At 49.0% G+C, this 17109-nt stretch carries 14 protein-coding genes; 2 read left to right on the forward strand and 12 right to left on the reverse strand.

What is annotated here, in order from left to right; genetic code table 11:
• Positions 1-84: 84 nt before the first annotated feature.
• From C9I99_RS18020 to sdhC, 9 genes are all read right to left on the reverse strand, one after another.
• Positions 85-387, reverse strand: a complete 303-nt coding sequence (locus C9I99_RS18020; RefSeq protein WP_243734369.1) for a VF_A0006 family four-cysteine protein — start codon at positions 385-387, stop codon at positions 85-87.
• A gap of 117 nt (positions 388-504) precedes the next feature.
• Entirely contained in the window at positions 505-1377 is an 873-nt protein-coding gene (gene sucD, locus C9I99_RS18025) for a succinate--CoA ligase subunit alpha (protein ID WP_107350240.1), read from the reverse strand.
• Positions 1377-2543 (reverse strand): ADP-forming succinate--CoA ligase subunit beta, encoded by a 1167-nt coding sequence (gene sucC, locus C9I99_RS18030; protein ID WP_107350241.1) that lies wholly within the window; start codon positions 2541-2543, stop codon positions 1377-1379. Before sucC ends, sucD begins: the two co-directional genes overlap by 1 nt.
• Before the next feature lie 129 nt (positions 2544-2672).
• Positions 2673-3887 (reverse strand): 2-oxoglutarate dehydrogenase complex dihydrolipoyllysine-residue succinyltransferase, encoded by a 1215-nt coding sequence (gene odhB / locus C9I99_RS18035; RefSeq protein ID WP_107350242.1) that lies wholly within the window; start codon positions 3885-3887, stop codon positions 2673-2675.
• Positions 3888-3918: 31 nt separating this feature from the next.
• Positions 3919-6729 carry a 2-oxoglutarate dehydrogenase E1 component gene (gene sucA, locus C9I99_RS18040; RefSeq protein ID WP_107350243.1) on the reverse strand — a complete coding sequence of 937 codons (2811 nt, stop codon included), beginning with the start codon at positions 6727-6729 and terminating at the stop codon, positions 3919-3921.
• A gap of 108 nt (positions 6730-6837) precedes the next feature.
• On the reverse strand, positions 6838-7551 hold the full coding sequence (locus C9I99_RS18045; RefSeq protein ID WP_107350244.1) for a succinate dehydrogenase iron-sulfur subunit: 714 nt from the start codon (positions 7549-7551) through the stop codon (positions 6838-6840).
• Positions 7552-7566: 15 nt separating this feature from the next.
• Positions 7567-9333 carry a succinate dehydrogenase flavoprotein subunit gene (gene sdhA, locus C9I99_RS18050; protein WP_107350245.1) on the reverse strand — a complete coding sequence of 589 codons (1767 nt, stop codon included), beginning with the start codon at positions 9331-9333 and terminating at the stop codon, positions 7567-7569.
• Positions 9334-9681 carry a succinate dehydrogenase, hydrophobic membrane anchor protein gene (gene sdhD, locus C9I99_RS18055; protein ID WP_107350246.1) on the reverse strand — a complete coding sequence of 116 codons (348 nt, stop codon included), beginning with the start codon at positions 9679-9681 and terminating at the stop codon, positions 9334-9336. It lies immediately after the preceding gene.
• Complete coding sequence (gene sdhC, locus C9I99_RS18060; RefSeq protein ID WP_107350247.1) at positions 9675-10055, reverse strand: succinate dehydrogenase cytochrome b556 subunit; 381 nt, start codon at positions 10053-10055, stop codon at positions 9675-9677. The genes sdhD and sdhC overlap by 7 nt, the downstream gene beginning before the upstream one ends.
• A gap of 409 nt (positions 10056-10464) precedes the next feature.
• Here sdhC and C9I99_RS18065 point away from each other — a divergent pair, with 409 nt between their 5' ends.
• The gene (locus C9I99_RS18065) at positions 10465-11754 is read left to right on the forward strand and encodes a citrate synthase (protein ID WP_107350248.1); all 1290 of its coding nucleotides are present in this window, start codon (positions 10465-10467) and stop codon (positions 11752-11754) included.
• A 65-nt stretch (positions 11755-11819) separates the two neighbouring features.
• Here C9I99_RS18065 and C9I99_RS18070 read toward each other — a convergent pair whose 3' ends face one another.
• The 3 genes from C9I99_RS18070 to C9I99_RS18080 all read right to left on the reverse strand — a co-directional run bounded on the left by C9I99_RS18070 (position 11820) and on the right by C9I99_RS18080 (position 16142).
• Positions 11820-14573: a cation-translocating P-type ATPase gene (locus C9I99_RS18070; protein ID WP_107350249.1), complete on the reverse strand. Its 2754-nt coding sequence runs from the start codon at positions 14571-14573 to the stop codon at positions 11820-11822.
• 447 nt (positions 14574-15020) lie between these two features.
• Positions 15021-15779 carry a Nif3-like dinuclear metal center hexameric protein gene (locus C9I99_RS18075; protein WP_107350250.1) on the reverse strand — a complete coding sequence of 253 codons (759 nt, stop codon included), beginning with the start codon at positions 15777-15779 and terminating at the stop codon, positions 15021-15023.
• Between the two features lie 156 nt (positions 15780-15935).
• Positions 15936-16142: a DUF2517 family protein gene (locus tag C9I99_RS18080; protein WP_107350251.1), complete on the reverse strand. Its 207-nt coding sequence runs from the start codon at positions 16140-16142 to the stop codon at positions 15936-15938.
• Between the two features lie 133 nt (positions 16143-16275).
• On the opposite strand from C9I99_RS18080, the gene C9I99_RS18085 reads away from it, so the two are divergent.
• Complete coding sequence (locus tag C9I99_RS18085; RefSeq protein ID WP_107350252.1) at positions 16276-17079, forward strand: DUF1853 family protein; 804 nt, start codon at positions 16276-16278, stop codon at positions 17077-17079.
• The last annotated feature ends 30 nt before the right edge of the window (positions 17080-17109 follow it).

Here is a 17109-nt window from a genome sequence, read left to right on the forward strand (position 1 = left end):
AGTCATAGCCAATAAAAACAGCAGGCGCAACGCCTGCTGTTTCGCAATTCTTCCCTCTGTAGATCAAACCGCTACCCAAACCTGTTAATTGAATAAGCTGCGGTGACGGTTGTTACAGGTACTCTTTACCTGCATGGCAGTGCGCAGATGCTTGGTCTGCGGCAGATAAGCCAATAAGCAGTGGAAATAAGCCTGATCCTTGTCCGACAGCATAAAGTTGTCAATATATAGCCGGTGGCAGGCATTGGTCATCAAGTTGGCTGCGGTGCCATTTTCCGCCAGAGAGACGTGCTCAAGAATGCAGGTTTCATAACTTTCCTTGTCTTCTTTAGCCAAGCTCGGCTCAGAGCTTATAGCGACAAACAGCAGCAAGGTTAACTTATTCACTTTCAAACCTCTGTACCACTAACCTTTCTTAAGCATATACTCAGGTTACTGTCAGGAGCACAGCTATAAAAAAACCCGCCGATTGGCGGGTTTACTATCTGACATTGGCAGTATCGCTTACCAGCCTGTCACTTCGCGCAGTGCTTTACCGATATCTGCAAGACTCTTCACGGTTTTCACGCCAGCTGCTTCCAGTGCTTGGAACTTATCTTCAGCCGTACCTTTACCGCCAGAGATAATCGCACCAGCGTGGCCCATACGCTTACCCGGAGGCGCAGTCACACCGGCAATATAAGACACTACCGGCTTACTGACGTTCTCTTTAATGTAGGCCGCCGCTTCTTCCTCAGCGGTACCGCCGATCTCACCGATCATCACGATAGCTTCAGTTGCTGGATCTTTCTCGAATAGCTCAAGCACATCAATGAAGTTCGAACCTGGGATTGGGTCACCACCGATGCCAACACAGGTCGACTGGCCGAAGCCTTCGTCTGTGGTCTGCTTAACAGCTTCATAAGTCAGCGTACCCGAACGGGACACGATACCCACTTTACCCGCTTTGTGGATATGGCCTGGCATGATACCGATCTTACACTCATCCGGCGTGATCACACCCGGACAGTTAGGACCAATCATACGCACACCAGCTTCATCAAGGCGAACTTTGACATCAAGCATATCTAACGTTGGAATGCCTTCTGTGATTGTTACAATCAGCTCGATACCGGCATCAATTGCTTCAAGGATCGCATCTTTACAGAAAGGAGCAGGTACATAGATAACAGTAGCGGTTGCACCTGTGGCTTCAACAGCTTCACGAACAGTATTGAATACCGGTAGGCCTAGGTGCTTAGTACCACCTTTACCAGGAGACACGCCACCGACCATCTGCGTTCCGTACTCAATCGCTTGCTCTGAGTGGAATGTACCCTGCCCGCCAGTGAAGCCCTGACAGATCACCTTGGTATCTTTATTAATTAGTACAGACATTATTTACCCTCCGCTGCAGCAACAACTTTTTCCGCTGCTTCAGTTAGGGAAGTCGCAGCAATGATATTCAAACCACTCTTCGCTAGGGTTTCTGCCCCCAGCACCGCATTGTTACCTTCAAGACGAACAACGACCGGCACTTCAACACCGACTTCTTCGACCGCACCGATGATCCCTTCAGCGATCAGATCACAACGAACGATACCGCCGAAGATGTTCACCAGTACTGCTTTTACGTTGGTATCAGATAAGATGATCTTGAATGCTTCGGTCACACGCTCTTTGGTCGCGCCGCCGCCGACATCGAGGAAGTTGGCTGGCTGGCCACCGTGCAGATTTACGATGTCCATGGTCCCCATTGCCAAACCCGCACCATTGACCATACAGCCAATATTACCGTCTAGTGCAACATAGTTCAGCTCCCACTGTGCCGCATGTGCTTCACGCTCGTCTTCCTGCGAAGGATCGTGCATTTCGCGAAGCTTAGGCTGGCGGTACAGGGCGTTGGAGTCAATGTTGATCTTGCCGTCAAGACAAAGCAAGCTGTCATCACCCGTGATCACCAACGGGTTAATTTCTAGTAGGGCTAGGTCGTAGTCCGCAAACATGTTGCCAAGGCCTAAGAAGATCTTGGTGAATTGCTTTATCTGGTCGCCTTTTAGGCCCAGTTTGAATGCCAGCTCGCGGCCTTGATAAGGCTGTGGGCCGACTAGCGGATCAATCGCCGCTTTGTGGATCAGCTCAGGGGTTTCCTCAGCCACTTTTTCGATTTCCACACCGCCTTCTGTTGACGCCATGAATACAATACGACGGGTACCACGGTCGACAACCGCACCAAGGTACAGCTCGTTGGCAATGTTAGAGGCTTCTTCAACCAGAATCTTAGTGACTGGCTGGCCATTTGCATCGGTCTGATACGTTACCAGATTCTTACCCAACCACTTCTGGGCAAAGCCCTTAATACCTTCTTTGGTGTCATGAAGCTCCACACCGCCCGCTTTACCACGGCCACCGGCATGTACCTGACATTTCACAACCCATTTGTCGCCACTGATTTTACCAGCTGCTTCAGCAGCTTCTTGTGGCGTATCGCAAGCGTAACCTTCTGGAACTGGCAGACCGTACTCGGCGAACAGCTGTTTCGCCTGATATTCATGCAAATTCATGATGTTCTATCCGTTTTCTTATCCCTTGGGGAATTGTTATATCCATATGAAATACTCTTCGGTATTTCTTCCATTATAACTGCAATAATGGCAGGTCAACGGTCGAGCCTCACTGACCTGCCTACAGGGTTACACGTCTAGCAGCAGACGCGTAGGATCTTCAAGTAGTTCTTTGATAGTAACTAGGTAACCCACTGACTCACGACCATCAACCAAACGGTGGTCATAAGACAGGGCTAGGTACATCATTGGTAAGATTTCAACTTTACCGTCTACAGCCATTGGGCGATCTGCAATCTTGTGCATCCCCAAAATTGCCGACTGAGGCGGGTTGATAATCGGCGTCGACATCAATGAGCCGAAGACACCGCCGTTGGTAATGGTGAAGTTACCGCCGATTAGCTCATCAACAGTCAGTTTGCCGTCGCGTCCCTTGATAGCCAGTTCACGGATCCCTTTTTCGATTTCCGCCAAGCTCAGCTTGTCACAATCTCGAAGAACCGGTGTCACCAAACCACGTGGCGTTGATACCGCAATGCTGACATCAAAGAAATTGTGGTAAACAATATCATCCCCATCAATCGAGGCATTGACCTCAGGGAAACGCTTCAGCGCTTCAACGACAGCTTTCACGTAGAAAGACATAAAGCCCAAGCGGATACCGTGGCGCTCTTCAAAAATGTCTTTGTACTGCTTACGCAAGTCCATGATTGGCTTCATGTTGACTTCGTTAAACGTCGTCAGCATCGCCGTGCTATTTTTCGCTTCCAGCAGACGCTCTGCGACCCGCTTACGTAAACGGGTCATCGGTACGCGCTTCTCGCTGCGGTGGGCAAGCGGTGCTTCAATCTTGGCTTCTACCGGTGCTGTTGGCGCCGGCGTCGCCTGACCTTCTTTCACGTACGCTTCGACATCTTCGCGTGTAATACGGCCACCGACACCGGTACCTTTCACATCTCCCGCACTGATGCTGTGCTCAGCCAACAGGCGACGTACCGCAGGACTTAATGCTTCGTTGGTCTCGTCACCCAGCGCGGCAGTATTGCGCTTGTTGGGTGATGATTCTGCTTCAGCAGGGACATCCAGAGTCGGCTCGCCAGCAACCGCACCCGCTTTGATCTTACCGATCAGTTGCTTGGTCAGTACTGTAGTGCCTTCATCTTCAAGAATTGCTTCAAGAATACCGTCTTCCGGTGCCGGTACTTCCAACACCACTTTGTCTGTTTCGATATCAACCAGAACTTCATCACGGGTTACAGCATCGCCTGGCTGCTTGTGCCAAGTTGCTACTGTTGCATCTGCAACTGATTCAGGTAAATCGGGAACCAGAATTTCGATCGTCATATCGGTTTTGTCCTTTTTGTTCCAGTTCTTACTAATCTATTGTCAATGCGTCTTCAATCAACGCTTTTTGCTGTTTCAGGTGAACCGACATGTAGCCTACAGCCGGTGATGCCGAGGCCGGGCGGCCTGCATACTCAAGCTGGGCGCCGGCTGGAAGCGCAGAACGGAAATTATGCTGGCTGGAATACCATGCACCTTGGTTCTGGGGTTCTTCCTGACACCAAACAAAATCAGTCACATGCTGATAGTCTGCCAGCGCAGCTTCAACGTCTTCTTTCGGGAATGGGTAAAGCTGTTCAATACGAACAATGGCAACATCAGTCTGCTCGTTCTTACGGCGCTGCTCCAACAGGTCAAAATACACTTTGCCCGAGCAGAACACTACGCGCTTGACCTGTTTCGGATCTAACGCATCCACTTCACCAATCGCCGGCTGGAATGTCCCGCTGGCCAAATCATCCAACGTGGATGTACAGAGCGGATGACGCAATAGCGACTTCGGTGACATCACCACCAGCGGGCGGCGCATAGGACGAACAACCTGGCGACGCAGCATGTGGTATACCTGAGCTGGCGTAGATGGGATCACCACCTGCATATTCTGCTCAGCACACAGCTGAAGGTAACGCTCAAGACGGGCAGATGAGTGCTCGGGGCCTTGCCCTTCGTAGCCATGAGGCAGCAGCATGGTCAAGCCGCACATACGACCCCATTTCTGCTCACCGGAGCTAATGAACTGGTCAATCACCACCTGGGCACCATTGGCGAAATCACCAAACTGGGCTTCCCAAAGTGTCAGTCCGCTTGGCTCTGCCGTAGCGTAGCCATACTCAAACGCCAGTACCGCCTCTTCTGACAATACCGAATCGAAGACTTGGAATGGACCCTGTTTGTCATGGATATTGGCAAGTGGGATATACGTACTGGCGTCACCTTGGTTATGCAGCACCGAGTGACGGTGGAAGAACGTACCACGACCAGAATCCTGACCGGTGATCCGGATACGGTGACCTTCATCGACCAAGGTGGCATACGCTAAGGTTTCAGCCATTCCCCAGTCTACCGCTTTCTCACCGGCAGCCATCGACAAGCGATCATTGTAGAGTTTCTGCACTCGGCTCTGAAGCTTGTGGCTCTCTGGGAACTGACACACTCGCTGAGCCAATTCGTTCAAACGTATTGGATCAATCTTGTTCGGCCAATCCACTGTCCAGTCGTGACCGATATACGGTTCCCAGTCAACAGAGTGGAGCTTCATCGGACGCCATTCTTTGACCACACACTCACCACGATCAAGGGCATCACGGTACTCGTTAATCAATGACGTTGCCGTTTCCAGATCTACAGCCCCTTCATCGGTCAAGGCATCGGCATAGATCTTACGCGGCGTTGGGTGCTTCTTGATTTTCTGGTACATCAACGGCTGAGTCGCATTGGGCTCATCCGCTTCATTGTGACCGTGGCGGCGGTAACAAACTAAATCAATCACCACATCGCGCTTGAAGGTATTGCGGAAATCAAGGGCAATACGGGTAACAAATGCAACGGCTTCGGGATCATCGGCGTTAACATGGAAAATCGGTGCCTGTACCATTTTGGCGATATCGGTACAGTATTGGGTCGAGCGGGTATCATGCGGGTTAGATGTCGTGAAACCAATTTGGTTATTCACCACGATACGGACCGTACCACCAACACGGTAACCCCTTGACTGCGACATGTTGAACGTCTCAGCAACCACCCCTTGGCCGGCAATCGCCGAGTCGCCATGGATAGTGATCGGTAAGACTTGCGAGCCATCTTTATCGCCCAAGCGGTCTTGTCTTGCTCGTACCGAGCCAACAACCACTGGATTTACAATTTCCAAGTGAGACGGGTTGAATGCCAACACGAGATGCACGTCACCGCCAGGGGTTGCAAAGTCAGCCGAGAAACCTTGGTGGTATTTCACATCACCGGTACCCCAGGTGTCATCATGCTTACCGGCAAACTCATCGAACAAGTCCTGGGGCTTTTTACCCAGAACGTTGACCAACATGTTCAATCGGCCACGGTGAGCCATACCGACCACCACTTCGCGGGCACCATTGGTTCCGGCGTAGCGGATCAGCTCTTTGACCATTGGGATCAGGGCATCGCCCCCTTCGAGCGAAAATCGCTTCGCGCCTGGGAATTTGGCACCCAAATAGCGCTCAAGACCTTCAGCAGCCGTTAGCTCATCCAAGAAAGTCAGTCTTTCTTCCTCGGAGAATGTCCCCCGCCCTACTACCGACTCAAGGCGCTGCTGAAGCCAGCGTTTTTCATCAGTATTGGTGATGTGCATGTACTCAGCACCGATTGAACCACAGTAGGTTTTTTTCAGTGCGTCATAAAGTTCTGACAGCTTCATGGTCTCCTGCCCAATGGCAAAAGAACCGACATTGAATGTCTCGTTGAAGTCATCGACGGTCAGGTTATGATATTCAGGATCGAGGTCAGAGACTCGCTCCTGCTGCCATAATCCCAACGGATCTAAGTTTGCATGCTGGTGCCCACGGAAACGGTATGCGTTAATTAACTGCAATACCTTAACCTGCTTAGCATCAACATCTGGATCGCTGACGGTAGCACTTAGATAGGTTGTTTCCTTCGCTAGACGCCGGAAATAGTCACGAACACGCGAATGAGGCTGCTCAACAGCCGTCTCATTCACGACAGGCAGATCACTGAATACGTGACGCCATTCTTCATCTACTAATTCTGGGTCGCTAAGATACAACTCGTAGAGTTCCTCTACATAAGTTGCATTGGCGCCAGCCAGGTGTGAAGACTCAAGCCAAGCCTTCATAACGCCGTTCTGCATTGTTTTCCCTTAACCACTAGTTATCGCCATTTTCCCGGTTCTCAGACCGGAATTGAGGCTGGCTCCAGAGAGCGAATCATGAAGCCAGCATATCGATAATTCTTCTATTTATACTGCACGTTTTAACAACATCGACTTAATGTGTCCAATCGCTTTCGTCGGATTTAGCCCTTTAGGACAAACATTTACACAGTTCATGATGCCATGGCAACGAAAAACGCTAAAAGCGTCGTCCAAATCAGATAAACGCTCATCCGTTGCAGTATCACGACTATCAATTAGCCAGCGATACGCAGCCAACAGACCTGCTGGTCCGATGAATTTATCCGGATTCCACCAAAACGATGGACACGATGTCGAGCAACACGCACACATGATGCACTCGTAAAGCCCATCAAGGTGTGCACGCTCTTCCGGCATCTGAAGGTTTTCACGTGCCGGCGGCTGGGCACCGTCATCAATCAGGAATGGCTTCACTTTGGCGTAGTTGGTATAGAACTGTTCCATATCGATGATCAAGTCACGGATAACGGGCAAGCCCGGCAGCGGACGGATCACAATGGTGCTCTTATCAGTCAATACCGATAGCGGTGTGATACAGGCCAAGCCATTTTTACCATTCATATTAATACCATCGGAGCCACAAACTCCCTCACGGCATGAACGGCGGAATGACAACGTCGAGTCCTGCTCTTTGAGCAAAATTAACGCATCGAGCACCATCATGTCGGAGCCTTCAGGCACCTCAAGGGTATAACCCTTCATGTGGGGCGCGTTGTCTACATCAGGGTTATAGCGGTAAATCGAGAAATTCAGTTTCATAGTTCTATCCTCCCCTTAGTATGTACGCGCTTTAGGCGGAAATGCCTCACGATGAACCGGTGCCATATTGACATCACGCTTGGTCATCTGCTCTGTTTCTGGGTTATAGATAGAGTGGCACAGCCATTGTTCATCATCGCGCTCAGGGAAGTCGAAACGGGCATGGGCTCCTCGGCTTTCGGTACGGTAGTTCGCCGCGACTGCCGTTGCGTATGCCGTTTCCATCAGGTTTTCAAGCTCTAGACACTCAACACGCTGGGTGTTGAACTCGGTCGACTTATCCGACAAATGCGCATTTTTCAGGCGTTCACGAATTGCTTTCAGCTCTTCCAGGCCTTTCGCCATTGCCTCACCTTCACGGAATACCGAGAAGTTATTCTGCATACACTGCTGTAAATCTTTGCGGATTTGGGTCGGGTCTTCACCACCGGTACTGTTTTCCCAGCGATTATAACGCTCAAGAGATGCCTCGATATCCGCTTCCGTCGCAGGTTTCGCTTCTGCTTGCTTTTGCAGTGTCTCACCAAGGTGAAGGCCCGTAGCTCGGCCGAACACCACCAAATCAAGCAGTGAGTTACCACCTAAGCGGTTCGCACCATGGACGGATACAGAGGCAATTTCACCACAAGCAAATAGGCCTTGAACTTCAACATCAGCGCCGCTTTGATCTTGCTTGATCGCTTGACCTGAAACCTGGGTTGGTACACCCCCCATCATGTAATGACATGTCGGGATAACAGGAATCGGCTCTTTGACAGGATCAACATGAGCAAAAGTACGCGACAATTCACACACACCCGGTAGGCGAGACTCAAGCACCTCTTTACCCAAGTGATCCAGCTTCAGTTTGATATGCGGTCCCCAAGGGCCATCGCAGCCTCGGCCTTCACGGATCTCGACCATCATTGAGCGAGCAACAACATCACGGCCAGCCAAATCCTTCGCGTTGGGTGCATAGCGCTCCATAAAGCGCTCGCCGTCTTTATTGAGCAGGTAGCCACCTTCACCACGGCACCCCTCGGTCACAAGTACACCAGCCCCCGCAATGCCCGTTGGGTGGAACTGCCACATTTCAATATCCTGCATCGGCACGCCAGCACGGATCGCCATACCCACACCATCACCGGTATTGATGTGTGCATTCGTAGTCGAGGCGTAAATACGACCGGCACCACCGGTAGCAAGAATCGTTGCCTTAGCTTTGAAGTAGCATACTTCACCGGTTTCCATACAAAGTGCGGTACAGCCTAAAATGGCCCCGTCTTCATTCTTGACCAGATCCAGTGCATACCACTCAGAGAAAATTGTCGTTTTATGTTTAATATTCTGCTGGTAAAGGGTATGAAGCAAGGCATGGCCAGTACGGTCAGCTGCAGCGGCGGTACGTGCCGCTTGCTCACCACCGAAGTTCTTCGACTGGCCACCAAATGGACGCTGATAAATAGTGCCATTATCAAAGCGAGAAAACGGCAAGCCCATTTTTTCTAGCTCAATAACAGATTTTGGTCCGTTCTTACACATGTACTCGATAGCATCTTGGTCACCGATATAGTCCGACCCTTTTACGGTATCGTACATATGCTGTTCCCAGTGGTCGTCATGGGCATTACCAAGGGCTACAGTGATCCCCCCTTGGGCCGATACGGTATGAGAACGGGTTGGAAATACTTTGGACAGCAACGCACACTTAAGGCCTTGCTCAGAAATTTGTAGTGCGGCACGCATTCCTGCACCACCAGCACCGATAACTACGGCATCAAACTCACGTACTGCAATGCTCACTTACGCACCCCACACAATAAAGAAACCTGAAAACAGGTAAACAAAAAGAACAGCGACTACACAAAATTGGATACCCGCTCGAAGTGCGGCAGGCTTAATGTAGTCCGTCAGTATTTGCCATAGACCAATCCAGGCATGAATTAGGATCGACAGCAACGCCAACATGGTGAAGACCTTGGTACTTAGTTTGCCAAAAAAGGCGGTCCAGGTTGCAAAGGTCAGTTCCGGGCCAAAGGCGAAAAAGCCCACCATATAAAGGGTGTATAACGTAAGAATGATGGCGGTAGCACGGATCAGAATAAAGTCATGAATTCCATTGCGGCCGATTGTTGAGACGTTGCTTACCATACCAGGCCTCCTGCAAACAGAGATAGAACACCGACAATGACAAAGCTCACTTTGGCACTTTTGATCCCGGTTTCCATTTCTTCAAAATACCCCATGTCCATCAGCAAATGACGGATACCTACCACGATGTGATAGAACAGCGCGGTTAGGATGCCCCACAGCACCAACTTCACAAAGAAGCTGTCTACGATGCCAGCAGCACTTGAAAAACCTTCAGGGGATGATAAGGAGAGGCCCAGTAGCCATAGCAGGATAGCCACGGCAACAAAGGTGATCACGCCTGAGACGCGATGCAAGATAGACGCTATCGCTGTAAGGGGAAAGCGAATCGTCTGTAGGTCGAGGTTGACAGGTCTTGGCTTATTTACTTTCACGGTGATTGCCCACTCAGCTCCATTGAAGCAATGTTATTGTTATCACTCCCTGTTTCTACTGACGCCGAACAAGTGCGTTAACATAACCGTAACCCGAGGTTGCAATTATGTTTTACATTGCAAGTGTAAAACAGTGCCTTCGCTAACTTACTCTAATTATTGATAACTTTGGCATTTGCGTCTGGCGGCGGCAGAACCAGAGACCTGCCGCGAGTATACGCCGCGCAACAACCAAATACAAACCTTGTTACATGACCTCTAACACGGTTTTAGAAATTTGCATCTTTTTATCCAAAGTTATTAACAAGCGCACACAAGCAGGCACAAAAATTGACATTTGGGCAGTTGAACGGTACAACAAACGTACATCCGCCTTGGATTAGGATTATAAAAAACAAAGGAGATTGTTATGGCAGACAAGAAAGCTACTCTTCACATTGAAGGGAAAGCACCCGTCGAACTGCCGATTATCGGGGGCACTGAAGGGCCAGAAGTAATTGATGTACGTAAGCTTGGAGCTAACGGTTATTTTACATTCGACCCTGGTTTTCTAGCCACTGCATCATGTGAATCTCAAATTACTTACATTGATGGTGATAAAGGGATTCTGCTTCACCGCGGATACCCGATTGACCAATTGGCCAATAACGCCGACTATCTGGAAGTTTGTTACATCCTTCTTTACGGTGAGGTTCCGACCCGCGAGCAGTACGAAACATTCCGTACCACTGTCACCCGCCATACCATGGTGCATGAGCAAATCTCAAGCTTCTTCCACGGCTTCCGTCGTGATGCACACCCAATGGCTGTAATGTGTGGCGTTGTGGGTGCACTTGCTGCGTTCTACCATGATTCACTGGATATCAATAACGATACTCACCGTGAGATCACGGCGTTCCGCTTGCTGTCGAAAATGCCAACATTGGCAGCGATGTGTTACAAGTACTCGAACGGTCAACCTTTTATCTTCCCGCGTAATGATCTGGATTATGCAGAGAACTTCCTGCATATGATGTTTGCTACACCGTGTGAAGAGTATGAAGTGAGCCCGGTTGTCGCACGCGCCATGGATAAAATCTTTACCCTGCATGCCGATCACGAGCAAAACGCATCTACATCAACCGTTCGACTAGCTGGTTCTTCAGGCGCTAACCCATTTGCCTGTATTGCCGCTGGTATCGCTTCACTTTGGGGCCCTGCGCACGGTGGTGCCAACGAAGCCTGTCTGAAGATGCTTGAAGAAATCGGCAGCGTAGACAAAATCCCTGAGTACATCGAACGCGCGAAAGACAAAGATGACCCATTCCGCCTGATGGGCTTCGGTCACCGTGTATACAAGAACTACGACCCACGCGCCACGGTGATGCGTGATGCCTGCCACGATGTTCTCCAAGAGCTGAACATTCAGGATCCGTTATTGGATGTTGCCATGGAGCTTGAGCGTATTGCTCTGTCTGATGAGTACTTCGTGGAGAAGAAACTGTACCCGAACGTTGATTTCTACTCAGGTATCATCCTGAAAGCGATTGGTATCCCAGTTTCTATGTTTACGGTTATCTTCGCGATGTCGCGTACGATTGGCTGGATTGCTCACTGGAACGAAATGCACAACGACCCAGGCAACCGTATCGGTCGTCCCCGTCAGTTGTACACCGGTTACAACCAGCGTGAGTTCAAACCGCTCTACGAGCGTGAATAACCGTTGTTTGCTAGATAAAAAAAAGGGCCCGAAGGCCCTTTTTTTTTATCATCAACTATTTGTTATTAAACAAATTTAATCTTAGTCACTTCTTTCAAGCCAGATAGAACCAGCGTTGGTAGAGATGCCGCCAAGAACACCGTAATTAGGTGGCTAGCAGACAAACCTTCAGTGCTGAAGATAAACTGGCCAACACCGGTGTAAATCACACCTAGAGACAGCGTTGCTGATAGCGCTACGGCACCCAACAGCGCTTTATTGGTGAATGGGTTCTTGCGGAATAGCGTAGTAAACGAACGCGAATCGAAGATGTGCCATAGCTGACAGAACACTAGCATTGCAAAGGCCATTGTCTGTGCGTAGTTAGCGCTTAGACCTGCGTTCATTGCCCAGTTGAAAGCCAAGAAGCTCATACCACCCTGGGTAAGACCACGAATCACAATACGCGTACCAAGGTGATCGCTGAAGAAGCTTTCGTTACGCTTACGAGGTGTACGCTCCATCAGGTCTTTTTCTTCTGGGTCAACACCAAGTGCCAGTGCTGGTAGACCGTCAGAAACCAGGTTGATCCATAGGATCATCAATGGTGTCAGTGGCAATGCCACTTCTGGGCCCATGAACAGGAAGGCAAACAGGATTACCGATACTTCACCCACGTTCGCAGTCAGAGCCTGACGGATAAACTTGCGAAGGTTATCGAAGATCTGACGACCCTGGCGTACTGCCTTAACAATCGTGCTGAAGTTATCGTCCAGCAGGATCAGGTCACCTGAATCTTTAGCAACCGATGTACCGGTGATACCCATAGCAACACCGATGTCAGCACGGCGTAGCGCTGGAGCATCGTTCACACCGTCACCTGTCATCGCGGCAACTTCGTTGTTGTGCTGTTGAGCCTGAACGATACGCAGTTTGTGCTCTGGTGTTACACGGGCAAATACCGCAACCTTCGGACAGATACGACGTAGTTCGTCATCGTCCATGTCGTCAAGCTGACTACCTGTCACAACCAAGTCTTCTTCGCTACGGATAATACCGATTTCACGAGCAATAGCAGCCGCTGTAAGCGCATGGTCACCAGTGATCATTACCGTACGTACACCAGCGTCGTAACAGCTATCTACTGCAGCACGTACTTCAGGGCGTGGTGGATCCATGATGCCGTACAGGCCAAGAATCGTTACATCTTTCTCAAGCTCTGCAGGATCACGCTTCAGGTCTGCTTCAGACAGCTCACGGATACCTACCGCCAGTGTACGAAGTGCCTGATGGGCAAAATCCTGAATCGCAGCTTCGTAGCTAGCCACTAGCTCGTCTGCCGGGTTAGCGGCTACCGCTAGGTTGCCTTCAGCAACCGATGGCTGATTAGCAACGACTTCGCCATTGACCATGAAGCCAGACGCGTTACGCAGTACGACATCAGGCGCACCCTTAATCGCTAGGAAGTGCTTCCCTTCAGGGCCCTTAACAATTACCGAGGCCATTTTACGCGATGAGTCGAATGGGAACTTATCAACAATCGAGTAACCGCCAGTTGATAGCATTTCAGCTTGTTGTAGGCCGGCTTTAGCAGCAGCAACAATCAGTGCGCCTTCAGTTGGGTTACCACGTACAGAAGACTTGTCGCCATCTTGAATGTATTCAGCATCGTTACATAGTGTCGCAACAACCAGGCCTTGCATCATCTCAGGGCTGTCTTTCACATCAGTGCTGTGTGAAAGTGGCTTAAATTCACCTTTAGGAGAGAAACCTTTACCACTTACTTCCCAGTTACGGCCAGATGCATCATAAGCTTTCATCACCTGCATCTGGTTCTGAGTCAGGGTACCTGTCTTATCAGAACAGATAACAGTTGTAGAACCTAGCGTTTCAATCGCTGCTAGCTGCTTAGCCAGCGCGTTGCTCTTAACCATACGGGTTGAACCCATGGTAAGAACGATAGTAACAACCGTTGGCAAACCTTCAGGAATAGCAGCAACAGACAGTGAAATACCTGTGTTTAGGATTTCAAGCCATGGCATACCGTGGTATAGACCGATAACACAAACAACCGCAACCACACCCAGCGCTACAGCCATTAGCGTTTTGGCGATTGTGTCCATGCGCTCTTGCATTGGCGTCTTGGTTTCTTCAGTGTTTGCCATCATGTCAGCGATGTGGCCAACTTCAGTCTGCATACCGGTACCCACAACGATACCCAGGCCAGTACCTGAGGTAACCATTGTGGTCATGAAGCCCATGTTAATCTGGTCGCCTAAGCCAATATGGCCGTCTTCTAGCGCATCAGCTGTCTTATCAACTGGTTCAGATTCACCCGTTAGTGCCGCTTCATCTATTGATAGACGATTCGATTCAACGATACGCACATCAGCCGCAAGAATGTCACCCGTGCTGATCTTTAGGACATCACCCGGGACAATATCGCGTGCTGGGATATCCATCCATTCGCCATTTCGACGAACCTGCGCCATCGGCGCTGCCATATCGCGCAGTGCTTCCATCCCTTTCTGGGCTTTGAATTCCTGCCAGAAAGCGATAAGTACGTTGATAACGATGATGACACCGATTGCCACGGCATCAACCAAGTGACCAGTAAAGAAGGAAACAATCGCACCGACCCCTAGAATAAAGATCAGTGGATTCATAAATTGGTGGGCAAGCAACTCAAGCACGGTCTTGCCGGCTTGCTCTTGCAGTTCATTGGCGCCAAATTGTTCCTGGCGCTGTTTCACTTCTTCAGAAGATAAACCACTTTCGGTTGACGTGCCCAAATTGGACACAGTACTGGCAACCGTTTCGGTAAACCATTTTTTAGTCATGGGGGAATCTCCAATTAAATACATTCAGTCGACATCAGTACAATTTAAAACTGATAAAAAACATTCGCTGAATAGGTCAAAGTCATTTAAAGCTCGTTATTAAAGGCATCATGCCAATTAATTGTTTTACATCCCTGAATACTTACTGAATAAAGCATTCTAGTTCATTAAAACGAGTAAATTTAAATTACCTGAAAGAATGGTAGGTTGTAATTATATTTCGCTAAGCCAAACAAAGGTTCAGAATGAATCTTTGACAATTATCAAGAATTAAACCGAAAGCCCCACCAAACCCCATAAAAAGTTGAAACAAAGTATGAATTAGACCCAGATCTAACAGATACAATACCTCCGAAATAACGAAATATGAAATTTTACAACACAAAATAAAAGGCTTAATGCGCTCGCATTAAGCCTTTTTATGTCATCCATTAGGTTAACCCAGTGTTAAACAGGGTTATCTATGTCGATAAACTTAACATCAAAATTATGTTTTTCAGCTAAGTAATTTCCTAATGATTTAATTCCATAACGTTCAGTTGCATGGTGGCCCGCACTAAAATAATGAATACCTAACTCTCGGGAAATATGAACTGTTCTTTCGGAAATTTCTCCTGAAATAAAAGCATCCAGTCCTTTATTCGCAGCTAATTCTATAAAGTCTTGACCTCCGCCAGTACACCATCCCACGGTTTTTATTTCTTGTGGAGCATTATCGCCAATGTGCAACGGCTCACGATGTAAGGTAATAGAAAGCCTTGCCGCAAGTTCTTCACCACTTAGTGGCTGAGCTAACTGACCATAAATTGCCACCGAATTCGGATTGCCCTCTTCCAAGCCTCCTAGCACTTCGATATCCAGCAATTCAGCCAATTGTGCGTTATTACCTAATGTCGGATGGACATCCAACGGCAGGTGGTAGGCGTATAGATTGACACCATTCTCAATAAGCGCTTTGATGCGACGATATTTCATGCCACGAATTTCAGCTGGCTCCCCCTTCCAGAAAAAACCATGGTGGACAATAAGTGCATCGGCTTGCTCTGCGATCGCTCGGTCAATCAGAGCCTGGCAGGCTGTTACCCCAGTAATGATTTTCTTTACCTCTGACTTACCTTCAACCTGCAAACCATTCGGGCAGTAATCTTTGATCTGATGTGGGCTCAGCAGTTCATTAAGCACTGATTCTAATTGGATATTGTTCATCGTCTATTTCCTTCTCCGCAATAGCGATATTCTATACCCAAACTTCGATAGCTGTTGACCTTTTCCTGTGCACTGTCACCAGAGCGGGTTATGTATCGTACCCACAAAAAAGCTGCCGAACGGCAGCTTTATCTATTAAGGTCATTAGTATAAAGGTCAGTATAGCTGCTGGGCCGCCAGCTCTGTCTGGGTTAGCCAAACTGGCTTGGTACTGGTTTTCAACCATACCCGATGCAGGTAGCTATATAGCCGTGAGCGTGTTTCCATTGCAGTGAACATCATGACAGGAAAGGTCACTACCCCGACAGTAACAACAAACGCACGGCGAACAAAAATACGCAATGGTGAATAGCGAGTGTACATAACGCCTCCTTGGCCAAGCAGAACTACATACTGGTCTTATTGTTCTAATCTATTGAAATAACCTAGAGTTAACACTCTAAAACAGGGTGTTTAATAGTCAATATCATTATAAAAAGAAGGGTTTTATAGCGAAATGTCCATTTTTTACAATAAAACAACGGCTAGTGATCATGCTGATAACAGCTTCAACGCCGTACTTGCCCTTCCACCACTATTAGACGGTCACCCGTTCATTGCCGACCAACGCTGGCTTGATAAGTTTTCCAGTAACGCCATTATCCCACAAGGTATAGAGTACCAAGGTGGACGCCGTTTGGGCTTTTTCTACCAGTGGCTATGGCAACAGCTGATCATGCACCACCCCAGCTATGATCTACTTGCAGAGGAAATTCAGCTGAGTGTCAACAAACGCACTCTCGGCGCTGTCGATTTCCTGGTTAAAGACATACGGTCAGGTGAGGTAGAGCACTGGGAAGTCGCCATCAAATTTTACCTCGCTTTTGAAGAAAGCTGGCCCGGTCCCAATGCCCGTGACGATCTGGATAAGAAGGCCAACAAGATGCTCAGTCACCAGCTAATGCTGTCTGAGCATCCTGCCTTTATTGATCAATATCAGGCACTATATGGCAAGATAGATAAGCGCCGGCTGATCATGCAAGGGCGGTTGTTTTATCCGGCCTTTACCGATTTTATCGGTTCGGGGATCCAACTTGCATCAGAGGCCGCTCAAGGCTTGTGGTGCTATTCAAAGCAAGCTGCCGATTTGAAACTCCGCCCTATCGCCAAACCGGAATGGATTGCCCCTCCCCGCTACAACCAAATAGCCGATGAGCCGACACTGGTGTCCGTCAGTAATCCGACGATGGCAATTGCACCCGATGACAAGGTGTGGTTTGTGATGCCTGAACACTGGCCCCACTCTTCAATGAAACCTTAAATCATTAACCAATAACCAATAACCAATGCT

This window comes from Photobacterium lutimaris, from assembly GCF_003025555.1.
GTDB lineage: Bacteria > Pseudomonadota > Gammaproteobacteria > Enterobacterales > Vibrionaceae > Photobacterium > Photobacterium lutimaris.